Annotated in this window: 21 protein-coding genes; 2 read left to right on the top strand and 19 right to left on the bottom strand. The window is 67.9% G+C overall.

What is annotated here, in order from left to right; translation table 11 throughout:
* The first annotated feature begins 1 nt into the window (after position 1).
* Entirely contained in the window at positions 2 to 658 is a 657-nt protein-coding gene (locus PVW46_RS05595) for an SOS response-associated peptidase (protein WP_069208745.1), read from the top strand.
* A gap of 9 nt (positions 659 to 667) precedes the next feature.
* On the opposite strand, the gene PVW46_RS05590 is transcribed toward PVW46_RS05595, so the two are convergent.
* The 16 genes from PVW46_RS05590 to PVW46_RS05515 all read right to left on the bottom strand — a co-directional run bounded on the left by PVW46_RS05590 (position 668) and on the right by PVW46_RS05515 (position 16,646).
* Positions 668 to 2,863 carry a hypothetical protein gene (locus PVW46_RS05590; RefSeq protein ID WP_069208744.1) on the bottom strand — a complete coding sequence of 732 codons (2,196 nt, stop codon included), beginning with the start codon at positions 2,861 to 2,863 and terminating at the stop codon, positions 668 to 670.
* 81 nt (positions 2,864 to 2,944) lie between these two features.
* Entirely contained in the window at positions 2,945 to 4,033 is a 1,089-nt protein-coding gene (locus PVW46_RS05585) for a methylglyoxal synthase (RefSeq protein ID WP_069208743.1), read from the bottom strand.
* A gap of 3 nt (positions 4,034 to 4,036) precedes the next feature.
* Entirely contained in the window at positions 4,037 to 4,837 is an 801-nt protein-coding gene (locus PVW46_RS05580; protein ID WP_069208742.1) for a bifunctional hydroxymethylpyrimidine kinase/phosphomethylpyrimidine kinase, read from the bottom strand.
* Between the two features lie 7 nt (positions 4,838 to 4,844).
* Positions 4,845 to 5,540 (bottom strand): SDR family NAD(P)-dependent oxidoreductase, encoded by a 696-nt coding sequence (locus PVW46_RS05575; protein WP_069208741.1) that lies wholly within the window; start codon positions 5,538 to 5,540, stop codon positions 4,845 to 4,847.
* Between the two features lie 75 nt (positions 5,541 to 5,615).
* Positions 5,616 to 6,545 (bottom strand): 3,5-dioxohexanoate:acetyl-CoA acetone transferase, encoded by a 930-nt coding sequence (gene kce / locus PVW46_RS05570; protein ID WP_069208740.1) that lies wholly within the window; start codon positions 6,543 to 6,545, stop codon positions 5,616 to 5,618.
* A 15-nt stretch (positions 6,546 to 6,560) separates the two neighbouring features.
* Entirely contained in the window at positions 6,561 to 7,493 is a 933-nt protein-coding gene (locus PVW46_RS05565; RefSeq protein WP_069208739.1) for a 3-hydroxyacyl-CoA dehydrogenase, read from the bottom strand.
* A gap of 29 nt (positions 7,494 to 7,522) precedes the next feature.
* Positions 7,523 to 8,287, bottom strand: coding sequence for a hydroxypyruvate isomerase family protein (locus PVW46_RS05560; RefSeq protein ID WP_069208738.1), 765 nt, complete (start codon positions 8,285 to 8,287; stop codon positions 7,523 to 7,525).
* Positions 8,284 to 8,934: a 3-oxo-tetronate 4-phosphate decarboxylase gene (gene otnC, locus PVW46_RS05555; protein ID WP_069208737.1), complete on the bottom strand. Its 651-nt coding sequence runs from the start codon at positions 8,932 to 8,934 to the stop codon at positions 8,284 to 8,286. Before otnC ends, PVW46_RS05560 begins: the two co-directional genes overlap by 4 nt.
* Entirely contained in the window at positions 8,931 to 10,196 is a 1,266-nt protein-coding gene (gene otnK / locus PVW46_RS05550; RefSeq protein ID WP_069208736.1) for a 3-oxo-tetronate kinase, read from the bottom strand. The genes otnC and otnK overlap by 4 nt, the downstream gene beginning before the upstream one ends.
* Before the next feature lie 118 nt (positions 10,197 to 10,314).
* The gene (locus PVW46_RS05545) at positions 10,315 to 10,587 is read right to left on the bottom strand and encodes an amphi-Trp domain-containing protein (protein ID WP_069208735.1); all 273 of its coding nucleotides are present in this window, start codon (positions 10,585 to 10,587) and stop codon (positions 10,315 to 10,317) included.
* 18 nt (positions 10,588 to 10,605) lie between these two features.
* Positions 10,606 to 11,910 (bottom strand): metallophosphoesterase, encoded by a 1,305-nt coding sequence (locus tag PVW46_RS05540; protein ID WP_083242224.1) that lies wholly within the window; start codon positions 11,908 to 11,910, stop codon positions 10,606 to 10,608.
* Between the two features lie 39 nt (positions 11,911 to 11,949).
* Complete coding sequence (locus PVW46_RS05535; RefSeq protein ID WP_069208734.1) at positions 11,950 to 12,636, bottom strand: histidine phosphatase family protein; 687 nt, start codon at positions 12,634 to 12,636, stop codon at positions 11,950 to 11,952.
* Positions 12,629 to 13,702, bottom strand: a complete 1,074-nt coding sequence (locus PVW46_RS05530) for an HprK-related kinase B (RefSeq protein ID WP_069208733.1) — start codon at positions 13,700 to 13,702, stop codon at positions 12,629 to 12,631. Before PVW46_RS05530 ends, PVW46_RS05535 begins: the two co-directional genes overlap by 8 nt.
* Positions 13,699 to 14,580 (bottom strand): GAK system ATP-grasp enzyme, encoded by an 882-nt coding sequence (locus tag PVW46_RS05525; RefSeq protein WP_069208732.1) that lies wholly within the window; start codon positions 14,578 to 14,580, stop codon positions 13,699 to 13,701. The genes PVW46_RS05530 and PVW46_RS05525 overlap by 4 nt, the downstream gene beginning before the upstream one ends.
* The gene (locus tag PVW46_RS05520) at positions 14,573 to 16,204 is read right to left on the bottom strand and encodes a phosphotransferase (protein ID WP_069208731.1); all 1,632 of its coding nucleotides are present in this window, start codon (positions 16,202 to 16,204) and stop codon (positions 14,573 to 14,575) included. The genes PVW46_RS05525 and PVW46_RS05520 overlap by 8 nt, the downstream gene beginning before the upstream one ends.
* A complete protein-coding gene (locus PVW46_RS05515; RefSeq protein WP_274575106.1) occupies positions 16,191 to 16,646 on the bottom strand; it encodes an NUDIX domain-containing protein in 456 nt (151 codons plus the stop codon). Before PVW46_RS05515 ends, PVW46_RS05520 begins: the two co-directional genes overlap by 14 nt.
* A gap of 71 nt (positions 16,647 to 16,717) precedes the next feature.
* Here PVW46_RS05515 and PVW46_RS05510 point away from each other — a divergent pair, with 71 nt between their 5' ends.
* Positions 16,718 to 17,899, top strand: a complete 1,182-nt coding sequence (locus tag PVW46_RS05510) for a GAK system CofD-like protein (RefSeq protein WP_069208730.1) — start codon at positions 16,718 to 16,720, stop codon at positions 17,897 to 17,899.
* An 8-nt stretch (positions 17,900 to 17,907) separates the two neighbouring features.
* Here PVW46_RS05510 and PVW46_RS05505 read toward each other — a convergent pair whose 3' ends face one another.
* The 3 genes from PVW46_RS05505 to PVW46_RS05495 all read right to left on the bottom strand — a co-directional run bounded on the left by PVW46_RS05505 (position 17,908) and on the right by PVW46_RS05495 (position 20,522).
* The gene (locus tag PVW46_RS05505; RefSeq protein WP_069208729.1) at positions 17,908 to 18,915 is read right to left on the bottom strand and encodes a phosphotransferase family protein; all 1,008 of its coding nucleotides are present in this window, start codon (positions 18,913 to 18,915) and stop codon (positions 17,908 to 17,910) included.
* Entirely contained in the window at positions 18,912 to 20,126 is a 1,215-nt protein-coding gene (locus PVW46_RS05500) for an acyl-CoA dehydrogenase family protein (RefSeq protein WP_069208728.1), read from the bottom strand. The genes PVW46_RS05505 and PVW46_RS05500 overlap by 4 nt, the downstream gene beginning before the upstream one ends.
* A 108-nt stretch (positions 20,127 to 20,234) precedes the next feature.
* A complete protein-coding gene (locus PVW46_RS05495) occupies positions 20,235 to 20,522 on the bottom strand; it encodes a hypothetical protein (protein WP_069208727.1) in 288 nt (95 codons plus the stop codon).
* Positions 20,523 to 20,557 lie beyond the last annotated feature (35 nt).

Genomic DNA, 20,557 nt, shown 5'->3' with positions numbered 1-20,557 from the left:
CATGTGCGGGCGGTTCGCGGTCACCCTGCCCCCGGACGCGATGGCACAGCTGTTCGACGCGGTGCCTGCCAACGACCTGCCCGATGTGCCCAACTACAACGTCTGCCCGACCAACGACATTCACGTGGTGATGGAGGATGCCGGGCGGCGGCTGGTCTCGATGCGCTGGGGGTTCCTGCCGCATTGGTACAAGGCGCCAAACGGCGGCCCGCTGCTGATCAACGCCCGGGCCGAGACGATTGCCGAGAAACCCGCCTTCAAGGCGGCCTGCCGCGAGCGCCGCTGCCTGATCCCCTGCACCGGCTTCTACGAATGGACCAAGGACGCCGAGGGCAACCGTCTGCCCTGGTACATCCGCCCCGCTGACGATGGCCCGCTGGTCTTTGCCGGTGTCTGGCAGGACTGGGAACGCGACGGGTTGGCCTATCGGACCTGCGCCGTTGTCACCTGCAGCGCCAACACGGCCATGTCACGGATTCATCACCGGATGCCCGTGGTGCTGGATCCGCAGGATTGGGCCAAGTGGCTGGGCGAAGAGGGGCATGGCGCGGCCACCCTGATGCAGCCCGCGCCAGAGGACGCGCTGGCGTTCTACCGGGTCGGCACGACGGTGAATTCGAACCGCGCCAGCGGGCCAGAACTGATCGAGCCGATCTGAGCGCCCGGTTCAGCCCAATCCGGCCGCCGCCAGCAGCGGCATGACCGACAAGGCCCAGCCAAGCCCCATGTCGTCCGCCGGTCCGCCATGATCCTCAGGCGGGTCTTCCGGGTCGGGCAGATCCGGGAACAGCCCGTCGCCCAACGGGTCCGGTCCGCCGGTATCACCGCCGGAGGGGGCAAAGCCCATGAGGCGTAGCAATTCCTGGGCCGCTTCGCCGGGATCGGCCGCGGTCGGCCCCGCATGGCCACTTGGACCATCCGCGCCATCGCCGCGCTCCGGGGACAGGAACCGCTCCGGCACACCTGCAAACAGCTGGTCCACCTCGGCCCGCCCCGTATCAGGCCCCGCAGCGGCGGGACGGGCCGGAAACCCGACACCCCAGGAGGGAACCGGCACCTCTGGCGTATCGTCGGGCATCGCCCCCTGATCTCTGGACGGCTCGAACCGGGGCAAGACTGCCCCCCAATCCTGCGTCGTGTCGGGCACCTCCGGCTGGGGCTCGCGTGCGGACTCGGAAAACCCCAGGACCAGGGACAGTTCCTCCGGTGCTTCTGGCGCCGGGGCTTCCGCCGGCGCAGGCGCGGAAGACCGCCCGGCCGGGTCGGGCAGATCGGTCGCGCTGTTACCGACCTCGATCTCCTCTTCGTCCAGCAACACGTCCTCGATGTCCCCCGCCCCCGGAGCGGTGCTGGCGAAGATCGGGGCAAAACCCGCCGTTGGGGTCACGTCGATCAGGCGAACCTGAAGGATTTCCCCCTCTGCCAGAAGGACATCCACCTCGCCCTCGTCCCAGACATCTTCCGGCTCCATCCGTTCAAGAACCGCATCCGAGGCATTGTCGCCCGGCGCCTGTCCCGGCGCCACGCCAAGAACCACCGCCTCTACCCTGCCCACATCCGCGACAAGCCCGCTCAGGTCGACGCTGCTCTGGACGAAACCACCGCCCTGCGGCGCCATGATGTAAAGCAGCATGTCCGATCCGTCGGCAAAACCATGCACCTCCAGCCCCGCGCCTTCGAATTCAGTTTCCCGCGGATCGGAGGGCGCGAAATCCAGCATGGTCATGCCGGGGATGTTGGCCGACATCAGGGCGAACATCTCTCCCGGCGGGGTGCTGCCGGACCACGCCTGTCCCAGGCCCAGCGCCGAGGGCGTGTTCTGGATCAGCGGCCAGACCTGCGCCGCATCCACGCCTGCGGACAGGAAGGCCTCGACCTGCTCCAGCATTTCCTGCGCCTGGAACAGCCCATAATCCCGGTCATCGATCAGGCTGTCCGAGTTCGAGCGCAGGTTCCACTCGGTCACGTGGATTTCCAGGTCGGGGTTTTCCTCGAACCAGGTGTCCTGGATCTGGTCCAGCGCGAAATAGCGGGTATGCGGCATGTCGGCGCCGCGCGAATAGACATGCGCGATCACCCCGTCCACCGCCGCCAGCTCCTGCGGATCGAATTGCTCGATCACCAGCAGGTTGTTGAACTCGGTCCAGTCGACGCCACGCCCCGGCGGCAGGTCCAGCCCGTAGGTGGCGTTCAGATCGGCGATAATCTCGAGGTTGGACATGCCGTCATAGGCCTCGTCCAATGAGGATTCCCCGAAGTTCGTGCCCATCTGTACCAGGATGTCGATCTCTGCCGCGTCGGGATACAGCGGCGCCAGCGCCTGCAGCTCGGCGTCGATGATGCGGGTCATCTCGGCCGCGACGCGGCCGTATTCCACCGCGTTCATCCGGCCCGAACCCCAATATTCATTGCCGATCTCGAAGCCCGCCACCGGGGCGTCGCCGTATTCCCCGGTGACGACGTCGCGCACGAAGCCACGCAGTTCCGCCTCGTCCACGTCGGCATAGCGGTCGCCATTGTCGTCGAACCGGGCGGAAACCTGTTCCCGCGTGGGCAGCACGATGGTCACCGCCCTGCCCGTCTCCTCTGCATAGGCCATCACGTCCGAGAGCGGCATGAACGCCTGCCGTTCGCCGGTCTCATTGTGCACGACCGTGGTCGCATCGGGATCGGAGAGGTCGAAGTAGCTTTCGGTCAGTGACCCGCCGGGATAGCGCAGGCCGGTGACGCCCAGTGCCTCGACCGCCTCGGCATAGCTGCCCGGGCCGGTCATGGGCGCGCGGGGCGCAAGGATGTTGCCGCCGAACAGCCAAGCAGTCGCAGCCTCGCCGGCACTGGCGAGGGGCATGGGAAGGATGGGCATGATCGCCTCTGCCTCGGGAAGAACGCAAGGTCAGATTGGCGCCGAAACGGAAACGAAGTGTCTACGCCTCCGGGAGATTGATTACAGTTGTAAGGGCTCTCGGGCCGCCGACAGCAATGCGGCGGCCAGCATGTCCGCCGCCGAGGTGCTGAGCGCCAGCGGCACGTCATGCAGCATCGCCAGCCGGGTCAGCGCCTGCAGGTCGGCGTCCCCGCCATGCGGCACCGTCGGATCGGCGAAAAAGATCGCCGCGTCCAGCTCTCCGGTCGCCACCAGGGCGCCCAGTTGCTGATCACCCCCCCGGTCGCCGCGCTGCAGGCGACGGATGTCCAGTTCGGGTGCCAGTTCATGCAGCATCCGGCCCGTCCCGCCGGTACAGATCAGCCGGTGCCCCGACAGCGCCGCCCGGTGTCGCAGCACCCAGGCGCGCAGCTGCGCCTTGCGCGTGTCATGCGCCACCAGTGCCAGCCGGCGCGGCGCCGTGGACACGGCCCGCGCCCGCGCGGTGATCGCCAGGATCGACCGGACCTGGGCCGCGAAACCCTGGCTTTCCGCCGGGAACACGCCGGACAGCGCCGCCGTACCCACGGTGAACCCCGCCGCGCCGGCCTGCGCACAGGCGGCCACGCGCTCTTCGCTGTCGATGCTGCCCGCCATGATCACCGGCTTGCCCACTGCGGCGCAGACAGAGGTCATCAACCCCGAGACGTCACCGTCAAAGCGATAGGCCAGCAAGTCCAGCCCATGCACATGCTCATGATCCGCCAGCCGCCGGGCGGAGGTCACGATCTCCTCTGCCCGGCCCTCCAGCACGCTGGGGTGGCCGGTGATCCGGCCCGGAAAGGGATAGTAGCGCAGCGGATGGTTGCGCGTGACCTCGGTCACATCCTGCGCCCGCGTTCCGCCCAGCAGGCAGTCCACGTCGATTTCCACCGCCGCCCGGGCCGAGGCCAGCTCGCTTTCCGCATCCAGGCTGACGACCTCCAGGTAGGACCGTCCCCCGGCGCTGCGGATCGCCGCCGCCAGCCCCTTGAGCTCGGACAGCGGCAGGCCGATGTCCTTGAAACCGATGTGCCGCACGCCCCCTTCCAGCGCCTCTTCCAGTCGCGCGCGGGCGTCGGGGATGGTGCGGTCATTGGCGGTCAGCATCAGGATGAAGTCAAAGGCCATCGGTCAGATCTCCGTCGGGGTCAGGGCGGCGGCCCGGGTCCAGTTCGGGGCCGCCGGGGCGATGCGCAGGTGCGGCGCGTGCAGGCTGGCGTCGATCAGGGCCGACAAATGCCCCAAGGCTTGGCCGGGCGACAGCCCGCCCGCCACCAGGGCCGAGAACACGTCCCCCACACCATGCGGCACGCCCCTGCGCAGCGCCACCGGAAAGACCTGCGTCCCCTCCGGTGAAACCCGCAACAGCCCGGTGGTCCCCGGCCCCACGGGCGCGGATGTCACCAGAACCTCGTCCGCCGTGTCCAACAGGCCCGATGCGGCGGTGCATGCCTCTGCCAATGTCGCCATCCGGGCGCCCGTCAGCCAGCCCAGTTCGAACAGGTTGGGCGTCAGCACATCGGCCAGTGGCACTAGGTCGTCGCGCAGCGCACATGCCACCTCCTGCGATACATAGAGCCCGCCGGGCAGGTCACCCAGCACCGGATCGACGACCACGCGCCCCCCGGCCTCGCGCATCCGCCGCGCAAGATCAGCGGCAAGCGCGACATGATCGGACGAAGGCATATAGCCCAGCAGCAAGGCGTCCTGCGCCATCAGCCAGCCGTTTGCGTCCAGCGCCTCGATCATGCCCCGGATCTGGTCGACCGGCACAGGCGCCCCGGCCGCATGTGGCCAGCCCGGATGATTGGACAGGACCGTGGTCGGCAATTGCGTGACCTCGTGGCCCAGCGCCTGAAGTGCGGGCACCGCCGCCGACAGGCCCACATGGCCATGCGCGACCCAGCTGGACAGGATCAGGACGCGCGTCATGGCCCTTTCAGAACCGTTCGACCCAGGGACGCAGGCTCAGTTCATGCGACCAGGCGCTGCGGTCCTGTTCGATCAGGTGGCGATAGCTGCGGGCGATCGCCTCGGGGCGCAGCATGGACGAAGGCGCCTCGTCCGGCTCGCTGCGGCCTGGGTTCAGGATCGCGCCGTCGATGTTGACCCAGGCGACATGGATGCCCTGCGGATGCAGCTCGCGCGCCATGCTTTCGGCCAGGCCCCGCTGGGCGAACTTGCCCATCGCGAATGGCGCCGAATTGGGAAACCCCTTTACCCCCGCCGAGGCGCCGGTGAAGAGGATCGTGCCACGCGTGCCTGCCACCGGGTCGGCCCCCAGCATCCGGCGCGCCGCGTGTTTGCCGGTCAGGAAGGCACCGATGGCCGTCACCTCGACCGCCGCGCGCACCTCGTCGGCGTCCAATTCCGCCACCGGGCCGCGCACCCGGGCAGAGGGGTTGTAGATCACGACCCGGGGCACCGCCGGCAGATCGTCGAACAGCCGCGCGACGTCATGTTCGTCCGTGGCGTCCAGCAGGACGCGGCGGGCGCCGGTCTCTTCGGCCACGGCGCGCATTTTCTCGCCGCCACGGGCGGCCAGCGTCAGCGCGTGATCCCGCGCCAGTTCCCGCGCCAGTGCCGCCGACAGCCCCTCGCCCGCGCCGATGATCACCGCATGTGCCTTGGTCATTCCATTTCCCTCACGCCGTCCCGGCGAAACCAGCCTAGTGCCATTTCCCCGGCGCTCCAAGCGGCGGGCGCGCCTTCAGAACCCCACCTTGTCGGCCCCTTTCAGGGCCAGCATCTCGCGCGCCTCGTCCGGGCTGGCCAGGTCCAGGCCCAGTCCCTCGACGATCTGGCGCGCCTTGCCGACCTGCTCGGCGTTGGTCTTCGCCAGCACCCCGGGGCCAAGCCAGAGCGAATCCTCCAGCCCCACGCGGATATTGCCCCCCATCGCCGCGGCCATCGCGGCAATCGGCAACTGGTTCTTGCCCGCGCCCAGCACCGACCAGCGGTATTGATCACCGAACAGCCGGTCGGCGGTGCGTTTCATGTGCTGCACGTCCTCGGGATGCGCACCGATGCCCCCCATCAGGCCGAACACCGTCTGGATGAACAGCGGCGGTTTCACCAGCCCCTCGTCCAGGAAATACCGCAGGTTATACAGGTGCGAGGTATCGTAACACTCGAACTCGAACCGCGTGCCCGAGGCGCCCAGCGTGGTCAGGATGTATTCGATCTGGTCGTAACTGTTGTTGAAAATGATGTCCTTGTTGCCGACGTAGTCGCGCTCCCACTGGTGGGAGAGATCCGGAAAGCGTTTCAGCATGGGGAAGAGGCCGAAATTCATGCTGCCCATGTTCAACGAGGCGACCTCGGGGCGATGGGTTTCCGCTGGGCGCACGCGCTCCTGCACGCTCATTGTGGGCGCGCCGCCGGTGGTGATGTTCACGACGCAGTCGGAGGCCTGCTTGATGACGCCCAGGAAGGGCGTGAAGGCCTCTGGCGTCTGGTCCGGGCGCCCATCCTGCGGGTCGCGGGCGTGCAGGTGGACGATGGCGGCACCGGCCTTGGCCGCGCCAATGGCGGCCTCGGCGATTTCGGAAGACGTGACCGGAAGGTGTTCCGACATGGACGGCGTGTGAATGGCGCCGGTGACGGCACAGGTGACGATCACCTTGCGGGGTTTGGCCATGAGGATCTCCTTGGATCAGTCGGTGTCGGACATCAGGTGACGGCGCAGGCCGGCCAGGCGGCGGTCGCGGCGGTCCTGCCGCGCGCGGATGCTGTCGGGGCTGCGGTCCTGCGGCCAGGTTGCGGCGATCTTTTCGGCGGTCTCGACCGAAAACACCTCTGGCCCCGGCGGTGTCTCTGCCAGCGCGGCGAAAAAGGGGCCATAGCGCGTCGCATAGTCGATCAGACCGCCCGGGGCGTTCAGGTCGATGGTCTCGACCGGTCCCATCAGCGCCCAGCGCAGGCCCAGCCCGTGCTTGATCGTGGCGTCCAGCCCCTCGACGCTGACCACACCTTCCCCCAGCAGGCGCAGCGCCTCGGCGAGGAGCGCCCCTTGCAGGCGGTTCAGCACAAAGCCGTCGCGTTCCGCGCTCATCCGGACGGGCACCTGGCCGATCCGCGTGTAGATCGCCTCGGCCCGGTCCATCGTCTCTGCCGTGGTCCAGGGGGCGGGGCACAATTCGACCACCGGCACCAGGTGCGGCGGGTTCACCGGATGGCCCACCAGACAACGCCCCCGGTGGTTCAACCCCTCGGTAAAGCGTGACGGCACGATGGCAGAGGTCGACGAGGCCAGGACCGCCTCCGGCGGCGCGGCCGCGTCCAGCCGGGCAAAGAGCGCCTCTTTGACCTCGATCCGCTCCGGCCCGTTTTCCTGCACGAAACTGACGCCCGAAACCGCCTCTTCCAGCGTCGGGCAAGTGCGGACGCGGGCCAGTGTCCCCGCCCGGTCTTCCAGCAGCTCCTCGGCCTGCAGCGTGTCACAGAACGTCGCAAGGTCCCGCGGAAATCGTTCAAGCACGGCGGGATCGACATCCCAGACCTGCACGTCGTATCCGGCGCGCGCGAACAGCACGCTCCATGACCGCCCGATCAGGCCCGCGCCGATGATGGCGATTGTCTCTGTCATCTCATCCCCTCCCCGGCCAGCGGCCCCTGTCACCCGCGATACCGGGCCATCCAGCCCAGGCTGTCATCCGTCGGTCCCTGGGGCCGGTATTCGGCCCCGATGGGCCGGGTCCATCCCAGTTGCCCGATCCGATCCAGCACGTGATCATAGTCAAGCTCTCCATGATCCGGCGGCCCCCGGTCGGGAACGGCGGCGATCTGGATATGACCGACCAGCGGCAGCAGCGCCTCCAGCCGCCGACAGACATCCCCCTCCATGATCTGGACGTGGTAGCAGTCGAACATCATCTTGAGGTTGGGCCTCCCGACCTCGCGGATGATGGCAGCGGCCTGCGCCGAGGTCGACAGGAAATAGCCCGGCGCATCGTAGTGGTTGATCGGCTCGATCAGGATGGTGATCCCCTCGGCCGCCGCCGCATCGCAGGCATAGGCCAGGTTTTCGCAATAGGTCGCTTGCGCCCTTGGGCCACCGGAAAAGCCCGACATGACATGCACCGACAGTGTTCCGATCGCGCGCGCATAGGCCAGCGCCTCGTCGATGGCGGCGCGCGCCTCGTCCTCGCGGCCCGGGATCGCGGTCAGCCCGTTGTCCCCCGCCGCCACGTTGCCGCGCCGGGCGTTCAGGCCCAGCATCTCCAGCCCGGTTTCCTCCAGCGCGGCGCGAACATCCGCCGGCGGCACATCATAGGGCCAGTGGCATTCGACCGCGTCGAACCCCGCCGCCCCTGCCGCCCGGATCGCGTCCGGCAAGGTCAGGTCCGTCCAGAGAAAACCCAGGTTTGCCGAGAACTTCATGTGTCCCACTCGATGTTGAAATGCGTGACGACGTCTTGCACCTGCGCCTCTGACAGCGCGCGCGGCGACAGGCCCCGCGTCAGCATCGCCAGCCGCGCGGTGGCCTCCAATTCCTCGATGGCGTTGCAGGCGGCCTCGACATCCTTTCCCGCCACCACCGGTCCGTGGTTCGCCAGCATGACCGCCGAGCGTTTGCCCGCCAGCCCGCGCACCGCTTCACCCATCGCCGGGTCGCCGGGGCGAAAGAAGGGCAGCAGCCTGACCCGGCCAAGCTGCATGATCCCGTAGGGCGTGAGCGGCGGCAGGAAATCCTCCGCGTCCACATCCGGCATCATGGACAGGGCGACCGCGTGACAGGAATGCAGGTGCACCACCGCCCCGGCCTGGCTGCGCGTGTCGTAAAAGGCCGAATGCAGGGGCATTTCCTTGGTCGGACGGTCGCCATCCACATGACGCCCCTCGGCGTCGAACCGGCTGAGCCGCGCCGGGTCCAGACGCCCGAAACTGGTTCCGGTGGGCGAGACCAGCAGCCCCCCGTCCGGCGTACGCGACGATATGTTGCCCGTCGATCCGCCGGTCAGCCCCCGGTCGAACATCGACTTTGCCAGCGTGCAGATCTGCTCTCGGAGGCGGGTTTCCTCGGTCATCGGTCCAGCATGTCCAGCGCGTCGGTGAAAAAGCTCTCGGCGCCGAAATTGCCCGATTTCAACGTCAGCGCGATGCGCTTGCCCCCGCTTTCGGCAAAACACCAGGGCACGCCCGGCGCGATCTCCCGGCCCACGTCCAGCCGGGTGACGCCCAGCGCCTGCGTCACCGCGCCGGAGCTCTCTCCGCCCGCGACGACAAACCGGCGCCGCCCCATGTCGCGCGCGGCGATGGCGCAAGCCGCCAACGCCTCTTCGACGATCGCGCCCGCACGGGCGGCGCCCAGCCGTTCCTGGGTGGCCCTGACAGAGGCCGGATCGGCAGTGGCATAGATCAGCGGCGCGGCCTCGGCGGGCACCTCACGCAGCCAGTCAATCGCAGGCGCCGCGCCACGGTCCGCCAGTTCCAGCGGATCCAGCTGCAAAGCGGGGGCGCCCGTTGCGCGATAGGCGGCCACCTGCGCGTTGGTCATCGCCGAACAACTGCCCGACAGGACCACCGCCCCCGGACCGACCTCGGGCGGTGACTCCGCCTCTGCCTGTGACAGCAGCCCGTCAGCCTGCCAGAGACCGGGCAAGGGCATGGCCACGGCGCTGCCGCCGGTCATCAGCGGCATGTCGCGGCAGGCCTCGGCGATGATCTGCAGATCCTCGTTCGCCACCGCGTCCACGACCACATGCGCCACGCCCTCGGCCCGCAACTCTGCCAGCCGCGCGGTCAGCGCCCTGGCACCGCGCGCGACGGTCAGCCGGTTGGCCAGCCCTACCGGCTGCGTGACCTGCGGCGCCAGCAGGCGCATCAGGTTCGAATCCCGCATCGGTGTCAGCGGATGATCCTTCATCGGGCTTTCGCCCAGCGGCTGTTCCCCGACAAAGAGAGTGCCCATGAAGATCGACCGGCCGTTTTCGGGAAAAGCCGGGCAATAGATGGTCTGTTCCGCGCCAAGGTCCCGCATCAGCGCCTCGGCCACCGGGCCGATATTGCCCTCGGGCGTGGAATCGAAGGTCGAGCAGTATTTCCAGAAGAACCGCTCTGCCCCGGCCCGCCGCAGCCAGTCCAGCGCGGCACGCGCCTCGGCCACGGCGTCATCAACCGGCGCGGTCCGAATCTTGAGCGCGATCACCTCGAAGGGCGCCGGATCGGCAGGCGGCCCCTCCGGCACGCCCATGCGCAGCGACACCCGGACACCGGATCGCGCCAGCAACCCGGCCAGGTCCGTCGCACCGGTAAAATCATCGGCAATCGCGCCGAGCACTGTGGTCACCTGTCGTTCCTCCCCTCGCGCGCGCCCTTGGCGACGGCGTCGCACCTCCGACGCCATCCTTCACGAGGTCCCCTGTCCATTCAAGGTGAATGACCGACGTCCCGGCTGTGCGGGGGCCTCAGCTGTCGATCCGGGGCTTTTCCTTGCGCGTCGCGGGTTCAGCCGGATCGGCCCAGGTCACCCGCAGGCTGACCTCGCACTGGCCGTCCTGGCGTTCGCCCTTGATGCGGACATTCATCAACCCGGCGGTCTTCAGGATCAGTTCGTCGTCCTCGTCGCCCAGCGTCATCTCGCCCTTGGAAAACCCCTTGGCCAGCGCGGTCAGAAGGGTCTTGATCGTCTTCGTATCCTGCAGGGATTCATGCGAGAAACGGCCTTTTTCGTCGCTCATGCCGACCCTTTCGCTGTCTCAGCTCATGCGTTCCGGGGCAAAGTGCTTTGCCGACGGATAGTCACGGCTCAGCCCGATCACATCTCCGGAGGGAAAGATCAAGGTCGCGCCCGCGCCGATGCCTTCCAGCCCCTCCAGCGCGCGAGAGGCCCGGTCCAGCGTGATGTCGCCTTCGAGGTGCAACAGCCCGCGCTTGGCCAGCAGGCGCTGGCCGGCGTGGTTGTTGACATGTCCCTGGACGACCATGTGAATGCCCGCGCGGTGCAGCGCCCCAACCCCGCGATCCGTCAGCGCACAGTCCGAGGCGCGGTATTTCGTCCGCACAAGGTTCGCCAGCGGGCCGAAATAGAACCCCAGAGAGGCATCCTCTGCCGCCGCGCGATAGCGCGCGTTGACCGCCTCCGGCCCCTCGTTTACCAGCACATCGCACATGCTGTCGCAAAGGCCCGCATGCACGAACAGCAAGGACCCGCTGCGCGCCACCACGTCCATGCCGTCATAGAACCAGGCATAGGCGCCTCCCGGTTCAAAAAAGACCTGGTGACATTTCAGCGCCGCGGCCAGGATCTCGCGGCAGGTCATCCCCGACCGCGCGCATTCCGCATCGAATTTCTCCAGCTTGGCGCCCAGCTTGGCGGTCTCCTTGGCGATGACCTTGGGGCGCAGCTCGGCACGGGCCGCGCTTTCGAACCGCGCCGCCCAGTCCGCACGCGGCAAGAGCCGGGCCTTGCAGGCGGCCTCGTCCGGCAGGGCATCCAGGTCGGCCTTGGTGACGAACCGTTCCAGCACCTCGCGCAGGGCGGGCAGGATCTTGCGGCCCATGCGAACGAACAGGTGTTCGCGCAGGGCGGACCGAGGCCCGCGCAGGGCGGCCACGGCCATGCGCATCCGCAGGTCATGGTTGCCCGCGAGGATATGAACATCCGCCCGCGTGGCGCGCAGGGCGGCAATCGCATCCAGCAGGGCCAGGTTGCTCGGCCCCTTGTCCAGACTATCGCCGCCCAGCACGATCCGCGCCCGCTGGCCGAAGCCTGTCAGCCCGATGCGCCCACCGGCGCGATGGATCACCCCGGCGGCAGTCAGCGAGCGCAGGAACCCCTCGGCATCCGCATGTGGATCAGAAACGAAGACGACGGGCCGGTCCGGCCAGCGCCAGCCACCATGCGCCCGCGCCCGATCCAGACAGCGGGCGATCTGTGGTTGTGTCCCGGCCCCGGGCCAGGGGATGACACTGCGCGGCAGGTCCGGCAGGCAGGCATCCCCGTCAAAGACCTGCGGCAACAGGATGGACTCGCTGCCGATACTGTCCTGGATTTGCGCCACGTTTCGGTCCCCCCTTGCCACGGCCGGGCACTCAGGGGCTCAATCCTTGGGGTCGCCCCCGGGTTCCCTGATCTTCCACGCTCCGGCCAAGTGGGACCACCTACCATCCGCATCATGACAGATCAGTGACGGGCGGGCATGAAACATCGACAGGCGGGCAATTTCCGCCCGATCGAGGATGCCAAGGTGATGACAGGCATGGCGAAAGGACGCCCCGTGCCCGACATGGACGGTCAGCCAGCCGGGCCGCGCCGTGGCCGCCAGGTGATCGGCCACCCTCCGCCCCGCCATCATCAGGCTTTCGGCCCCTTCCAGAGGCAGGCGGTAATCGCTGTCGGATTTCCAGCCCGGCGGCGGCGCGTCATGGCGCGGATCGTCCCGCAACGCCGCCTCGATTTCTGAAACCGTCAGGTTGGCGGCGCTGCCAAGCCCGCGCTCGGCCAGCGCGGGGGTTTCCTCGACCGCGTCTGTTGCATGTCCCAGCTCACCCAGCCGCACCGCCACCTCCTGCGCCGTTTGCCAGGCCCGCAATTGGTGCGAGGCATGGATGACGGGGGACAGGCGCAGCCCGTGTTCGGCAATCATCGCCGCCAGCAGATCCGCCCCGGCGCGGGCCTGCGCCCTGCCCTCATCGGTCAGCGGCCAGGGCTGCCGGGCCGAAGGCACGCCCTTGCGCTGGTGATAGGCCCCGTGGCGCAGGATGGCAACATAGGCGCGCTCAGCCATCGAAGAGCCGCCGCCCCTCTGCCGCCAGCGCGTCGAAATCCACCCGGCCCGAAACCTCGCAGACCCGAACCCCGCGCAGCGCCTCAAGATAGGGGGCGGGATCGGGCGCGGTGCCATTCAGTTCGAAACGGCCATCAGGGCGCTGGTAGAACGGGCCGGGACTTTTCATGATCGCCCCCAGCAGGTCGGGGCGGTCGGCCAGGGTGACCTCCGCCACCTGCGTCGGCGCATCGGTGCCATGTTCCCAGTTCAGCACCCAGAAATCGGTCAGGGCGCCTTCGAACCGCAAGCGATCGGCGCCATAGACATCTCCGATGATCAGGTCGTGCTTGTCCTCCAGCGCCCAGAGATCGGCGGCGGGCATCGCCTCCAGCTCGGCCCGCCGGTCCGGGGTCAGCATGTCCCGCAGGCGCGGGTTGCCAAGGATCGTGCCCGGGTTGATGCGCGGCTGCTTGGGGATGCCGAGCGCACGCGGCGGGCGGCCCGCGCGCACCAGCACCCGGTCATTGCTGAGGAAACACATCCCCTCCATGTCCATCATCCGCAGGATCGAGGTCGACTTGCCGCCACCCGACAGACCGGAGATCGCCAGCGTGCGCGGCCCCCGTGTCACCGCCGCCGCGTGACACAGCTGCCAGCCCTCGCGCAGGCCGGTGTTCAGGATCTGCGTGTTGATGAAGTTGATGACCGTGCTTTCGTTCTCGGCCAGCGGCCCAAACGCCACCGCCACTCCCGGCGCCTGCAGAAAGGTCACGCCGCTTCGGACCTTGCGGATCAGCCGCGCACCGGCCAGGTCGCGGATTGCATCCTTGCGCCCTGCCTTGCCGGGTTCGCGCTGCCAGTCCGTCCACTCCGGCTCGGGCGTCAACACCTGCCCCGGCAGCAGGTGCACCGTGATCTCACCCGGCGTTTGCGTCAGTGCCCCCACGAAATAGGCCATCAGGGACGCGCGCAAAGACGCGGGTGCCTGCACGGTGACCCCGACATGACCCACCCCCAGGTGAAAGGGCTGCGTCCCGGCAGCCCCCAGGTCCAGCTGAGCCAGCACATCCTCGGCGGTTCTCATGCGGACACCTCTTGCAGGACGTGATCGGCCACCAGAGCGGCGGCGTCGATGCCGCAGCCCTTCAACGCCCCGCTGTAGCCGCCAAAGGCCGAGACCTCGAAGACGATGGGGCCATCGGGCGTCAGCGCGATGTCGACCGTTGTGAAGGTCAGGCCAAAGGGCGCCTGCGCGCGCCGGCCCAGTTCGATCAGTTCGGGCGAAGGGTCATAGGGGGCGTATTTCCCGCCCGAGTGGATCGTCGTGTTCCAGCTGTCTGTCTGGCTGACACGGGCATAGGTGCAGACATAGGCGCCGTTCAGAAAGACCATGCCCAGGTCATGCCCCGACAGGTCGGCCTTCTGCTGGATATACATCACCGGGTTGGCGGCCTTGAAGGCCGCGATCTGCGCCTCGGCATCCGGTGCATCCGAGTCCAGCAGGACCATGCCGCGCGCCTTGGTGGAAAACAGCGGCTTGAACACCGCTGCGCCATAGCGGTCCAGCGCGGCACGGGCGGCTGTCACGTCCTCGGTGATGGTGGTCGGCGGCATGGGAATATCGGCCCCACGCAGCGTCACGGTGCAGGCCAGCCGGTCCATCAGGCGGATCACCCGTTCGGCCGGGCTGAAGATGCGCACGCCACGGGCCTCGGCCACGCGCAGCAGTTCCAGCCGGTCCAGCGCGTCGGGGCTGTAATCCTCGGCGACCTTCTTCAGCACCAGCCCGTCCAGCGCTGTCAGGTCCACCCCGTCGCAGACCAGTGTCCCAGCATCCAGATCCAGAACCGCGCGGGCCATGTCGATCACTTGCCGAAACCCGGTCCGCTCCCCGAAAGCATCCGCAAGCGACTCGGTCGACCATTTTCCGGGGGTCCCGATCACCCCGATCCTCTTAGTCACTGAACAATTCCTTCATGGGCAATCTGAACCGCGCCTCCTTGCCCTCGGGCACGGCCAGCGCGGATTCCAGGATGTAGCGCGCCCGGACCAGCATCCGCCGGGCGTGTTTCTCGTCGACGACAAAGCGGGTCGAACTGGCAAAAGACCGCGCCAGCCCCAGCGCCAGACGGTACTCGAATGTCGGATCCTTTTGCTGCCGGGCGAACTTTGCCGCCATCGCGTGCATGTCGGTGGCCACCGCAGCGATGCGCGCCCGCGTGCCCGCGTCCAGCACCTGCAGGCGATAGTTGGACACCATGAAGACCGACACGTCCTGCACGTAGTCCATGTAGCGCGAGCGGTGCAGGTCGATGAAACGGATCTTGCGGCCCACCGCGTCGTAAATCACGTTGTCGAGGTTGAAATCCCCGTGGATATAGACGGAAAACGGCGCCGCGATCCGCGCCTCGCGCGCTGCCGCAGCGGAAACCAGACCGTCAAAGCCCATCACGGCCAAGCCATTCACGCTTTGCGGCCCGCGCACAAAGCGACTGTGCAGCCGATGAACATCCTTCATCCGCTTGGCCAGCTGTTCCATCGCCTTCATCTCGGCGGGGTCGTCGGTGCGGGTCTGGCGCCAGATGTCGCGCACGGTCTTGTGCAGCGCCTTCTGGGCCTCGGCCAGCGCCTCGTCGGTGGCGCCCAGAACGATGTCCTCGAAGGTCTCGCCCTCCAGGTGCTCGATCAGCAGGGCGGCGGACTTGCCGCTTTTCTCGTAGGACAGGATTTCGGGCGCAAGGCCGGGATAGACCGAGTTCCAGCTTTTCACGCCGACGCGCTCTTCCTTGACCTTGCGACGGTCCCCGTCCTTGAAGACGGCGGCCACGGTCTCGCCCTTGGCGCCGCGCAGGTTGACGCTGGAAATGGCAGAGCCGGAGCGGGTCTCGGCCAGTGGCTGCAGGCTGATCTCCTCGTCCCGCGCCACGCCCGCCAGCACGCTGCGCAGGGTGAAATAGCGTTCGAACTGCACCGACTGGCCGATGTTGATCGACAGGATCGCCTCGGAAATCGTCTGCAGCGCCTCGCCCATGCGCGTGACCTCGTTCAGGCACAGCAGCCCATAGGCCAGGTCCTCGGTGTGCTTGGCGCCCTGCATGTCGCGGGTGTAGGTCCGGAACAGCTGATCGTGAAAGCTGCCCATCTCCGTGCGGGCCTGCCCGATCTGCACCGCCAGCTTGCTGTCGCGCGCCTCCAGCGCATCGTTGATGCGGGCCACGGTCCTGCGCACGCGTTTCAGCGGCGCACCATAAGTGTCGGCCCGCAAGAGTTTCTGCCGGTCGACCCGTTCCGCCTGTTCAACCGCCCGGCGCCCGAGGCGCGAAATCAGGTCGAGGTTGCGCGCGATGGTGTCGATCCCCTGCAGGCGCAGCTGTGTCGCCTCGGACTTCTTGCCCCGCATCATGCCCGCAAGGCAGGCCTTGCGCACGCGCATCGACAGGTTGTGCGAATAGCCCGCCCGCTGCACCAGTTGCAGCGCCGTTTCGGTCCGGGGATCGTCGAAATAGGCAATCAGCCGGGTCAGCTGGCCGTCCAGTTCGGCCAGCAGGAACGACATGTTCTCGGCGATCGGGTCAGGGCGTGGCACAGTCCAGCCTCCCTAGGTGAACCGGCGCGTCCCCGCGCATCAGCGCCAGGTCGTAGCGCGGCAGAAAGGGTGCCTCCGGCCGGGTCGGATCGGCCCAGATCGTGGCCACCTGGCGCTTGTCCGGACGCGCGCCAAGGACAGGCACATAGGCATCGGGCACCGCGCAGTCGAACAGCACCTCGATCAATTGCCGCACACCGCCGGCGCGCTTGCGAAAGACATCCGCGACATGGCGCACATCGCCGACCTCCGGTGCCACCCCGATCTCTTCGAGGCATTCGCGCATCAGGCAGTGCTGCATGGTCTCTCCCACCTCCTGCCGGCCGCCCGGCAGGGTCAGGTAGCGTTGCCCCGAGGCCGCTTGCTTGACCTGCACCAGCACAAGGTCTCCCTTGCGGATGACAGCGCGCACCGTCGGACGTATGAGGTCGTCGTTGTCCATGCGGACATATGGGCCGCCAGAGGCATGGATGCAAAGCCGGAATCGGGCAGGATCGGAGAGACGGACAGGAAATGACCGCGATCAACGTCGAAAGAGAGGCCCGCCTGCCCGACGACCTGCGCGTCGCCCGCGCCGAAAGCGCACCGCACCTTGGCCCGCGCATCCTGTTCTTCAGCGGCGGCAGCGCGCTGAACGGCATTTCGCGACGGCTGAAGCGCTATAGTTTCAACTCGATGCACCTGATCACGCCCTTCGACAGCGGCGGCAGTTCGCAGGTGCTGCGCCGGGCCTTCGACATGCCCGCCGTGGGCGATCTGCGGTCGCGCCTGATGGCCCTGGCGGACGAATCGGTGCTGGGGCAACCGGATGTCTACGCGCTGTTCAGCCACCGCCTGCCCAAGGATGCCCCGCAAGATGCGCTGCGCGCCGAGATCGGGCGGATGGTGCAGGGCAAGCACCCGCTGATCACCGCCATTGCCAAGCCTATGCGCCAGTTGATCCGCATCCAGCTGCGCCGCTTCGCCGACCAGGTGCCCGAGGATTTCGACTATCGCAACGCCAGCATTGGCAACCTGATCCTGGCGGGCGGCTATCTTGGCAATGGCCGCGCTCTGGAACCGGTGCTGTTCCTGATGTCCAAGATGGTGGACGTGCGCGGCACCGTCCGCGCCATCGTCGACGAGAACCTGCACCTGGGTGTCGACCTGGCGGACGGACGCCGGATCATCGGCCAGCGCCGGATCAGCGGTAAGGAGGTCGCCCCGGTCGACGCGCGCATCACCCATTGCTTTCTCAGCGACGGCAAGGCCGAACTGGACCCCGCGCAAGTGCCCCTGCCCAAGCGGAACCGCAAGCTGATCGAGCAGGCCGACGTGATCTGCTATCCCCCCGGCAGCCTCTATTCCAGCGTCGTGGCCAACCTGCTGCCTGCCGGCGTGGGCCGCGCCGTTGCCGCGCGCCGCGTGCCCAAGGTCTACCTGCCCAGTCTCGGCACCGATCCCGAGGCCCTGGGCCACGACCTTGCCGACCAGGTGGCGGCGATCCTCGCGCCGCTCCTGCGCGATGCCGGGCCGGACACGCCGCCGACCGCGCTGATGACCCATGTGATCTGCGACGAAAGCTGGCCCGAGGCGGCCTGCCGTTCCGTGACCGCGCGCCACGGCATCCCCTGCCACCGCCTGCCACGGGGCGCCTCGTCCTCGGCCCGCTATGACGAGGACGGGGTGGCCCGCCTGCTGGTTTCGCTGGACTGACTGACCGCCTAGTCCGGCAACAGCTCCAGTCCCCGCCGCCCCAGCGCCTGCGCCAGCGGCGCCAGTTGATCGGCATTGCTGCCCGCCGCCGTGCCCGCGCGGGCGCGGTCGGCGATGCCGACAAAGATCACGCCGAAACGGAACAGCGAAAAGATGACGTGGAAATCCGTCGGGCGGCCGGTCTGCGCCCGCCCCTCGTAGTGGCGCACGAACTCTTGCTTGGTGGGGATGTTCAACGCCGCCAGGTCCAGCCCCCGGATGCCGCCGTATTCCTGCGGCGTGGTGTGCCAGGTCATGCAGCAATAGCCCAGGTCGGCCAGCGGATGCCCCAGCGTCGACAACTCCCAGTCCAGGATCGCGATCACGCGCGGCTCGGTCGGGTGGAACATCAGGTTGCCCAGCCGGAAATCGCCGTGCGCGATGCGGCTCTGGCCGTCATCCTCAGGCAGGTTCGCGTTCAACCACTCGGACAGGCGGTGCAATTCTGGGATCGGCGCGCCGGTGGACCCGTGCAGCTGTTTCGTCCAACGCCCGACCTGCCGGGCAAAATAATTCCCCGGCTTGCCGTAATCGCCCAGCCCGATGCCTTCGGGATCGACCGAATGCAACCTTGCCAGCGCATCAGCCATACCGAGGTAGATCTGCCGCCGCTCCTCGGGGTCGATACCAGGCAGGCTGCAGTCCTCGAACACCCGGCCCTCCAGCCGCTCCATCAGGTAAAAGGGCGTGCCCAGCGCCGCCGGGTCATCGTGGAACAGTACGGCCTTGGGCACCGGCACCCCGGCCGGGCCCAGCGCCTGCATGACCCGGTATTCCCGATCGATGGCATGGGCGCCTTTCAGGATCTCGCCGTTGGGCTGCTTGCGCAGCACCATGCGGCGCCCGCCGTGGGTAACGAAATAGGTCGGGTTCGATTGCCCTCCCGAAATGCGCGTCAGCTCCGTGACCGGTGCCGCCCCCAGGTGCGCGTCCAGCACCGCCTGCAGGCGGGCGGGATCGAAATCCGCCTCGCTCATCCCGCCTCCGCAGCGACGTCCCAGCGCCAGAAGTCGCGCCCCTCGCTGCGCAGCTCGCGGCTCAGGACCATGCGGTGCACCTCGTCCGCGCCATCGACCAGCCGAGCCTGACGGGCATAGCGATAGATCCATTCCAGCACCGTGTCCTTGGAATAGCCCCGCGCGCCGTTGACCTGGATTGCCACGTCGGCGGCATCGTGCAGCACGTTCGCCACCTGGATCTTGGCCATCGAGATTTCCTTGCGCGCGAACCCGCCCCGGTCGATCTCTTGCGCCGCCTTCATCACCAGCAGGCGGCCCACCTCGATCCGCATGGCGATGTCGCCCAGCATCTGCGCCACGCTCTCACGTTCGATCAGCCGCTGGCCGAACCCCTCGCGCACCTCGGCGTAATCCGTCGCGATCTCCATGCAACGCTTGGCCAGTCCCAGCCAGCGCATGCAATGGGTCAGCCGCGCGGGGCCAAGCCGCGTCTGCGTGACCTTCATGCCGCGCCCTTCCTCCAGCAGCACATTCTCGGCCGGGATTTCCAGCCCGTCAAAGATCAGCTCGCAATGGCCGCCGTGTTCCTCCGGTCCCATGATCGGGATGCGGCGTTCGATCCGCCAGCCGGGATCGTCGCGGTGGAACAGGAAAGCCGTGTGCCCGCGCCGCGCATCGTCGGAGGTCCGCGCCACCAGGATGAAATGCGCCGCCTCCGCCGCGCCGGTGATGAACCACTTGCGCCCGGTCACGATGTAACGGTCGCCACGTTTTTCGGCCCTTGTCTGCATCATGCCCGGATCGGACCCGCCTCCGGGGTGCGGTTCCGTCATGGCAAAGGCCGACCGCACCGCGCCCGACATGATCGGCATCAGCCAGCGCTCGCGCTGCGCCTCGGTCCCCAGCGCGCCCAGCACCATCATGTTTCCATCGTCCGGCGCGGCGGAATTGAACACCACCGGGCCAAAGATCGAGCGGTTCATTTCCTCGTAGACAACGGCCATCCCGGCCTTGCCCAGCCCGCCGCCCCCCAGCTCGCGCGGCATCTGCAGGCACCACAAACCCGCCTCGCGCGCGGCGGCGCGTTCGCGGTCCAGCACCTCCAGGGTGATGTTCTCATGATCGTCGTAATTGGCGCGGTCCGCCTCCAGCGGCAGCAGCCTGTCCTCGACAAACCGCGCGACGTGGCGTCTCAGGTCCTCCAGCTCCGGCGAGATGCTGAAATTCATGGCAAGGCTCCTCCGCAAACGTATCCGCCACCCTCATATGGGGCCGGCACGGTCACAGTCATGCAGGAGCACGGGCCAGAGGCAAGTGTCCGTCGTCCGAAGGGACGTTCAGGCGCCTTCCCAGAAGCTGACCCCGGCGGTCTCGACCACCGGCGGCGCGGTCATCTGCCCGGCGCGGCGATCCCATTCGGCGCGGAGGCGCGGCGCGGCGGCCATCGCCTCGACCTTGGTTTCCCACAGCGCGACGACGGTCCAGCTGCCATCGTCGTTGGGCACATGCGCGGTGCTGATCAGCCCCTCGATCTCATGAGGGCGGATGCTGTCGCGCATGTCGCGCTCGAACGCCGCCTGATCGGTTCCGGGCGTCAGGCGATAGGTGGTGCGGCGGATGAACATGGCCGGTCTCCAGAGTGCTTGCGAACGAAAGGCCG

The sequence above is a fragment of the Mameliella sp. AT18 genome (genome assembly GCF_028807275.1).
GTDB classification, from domain to species: Bacteria; Pseudomonadota; Alphaproteobacteria; order Rhodobacterales; family Rhodobacteraceae; genus Antarctobacter; species Antarctobacter albus.
Note: the sequence above shows the minus strand (reverse complement) of the source record. Positions and strands in the feature narration are given on the sequence as shown.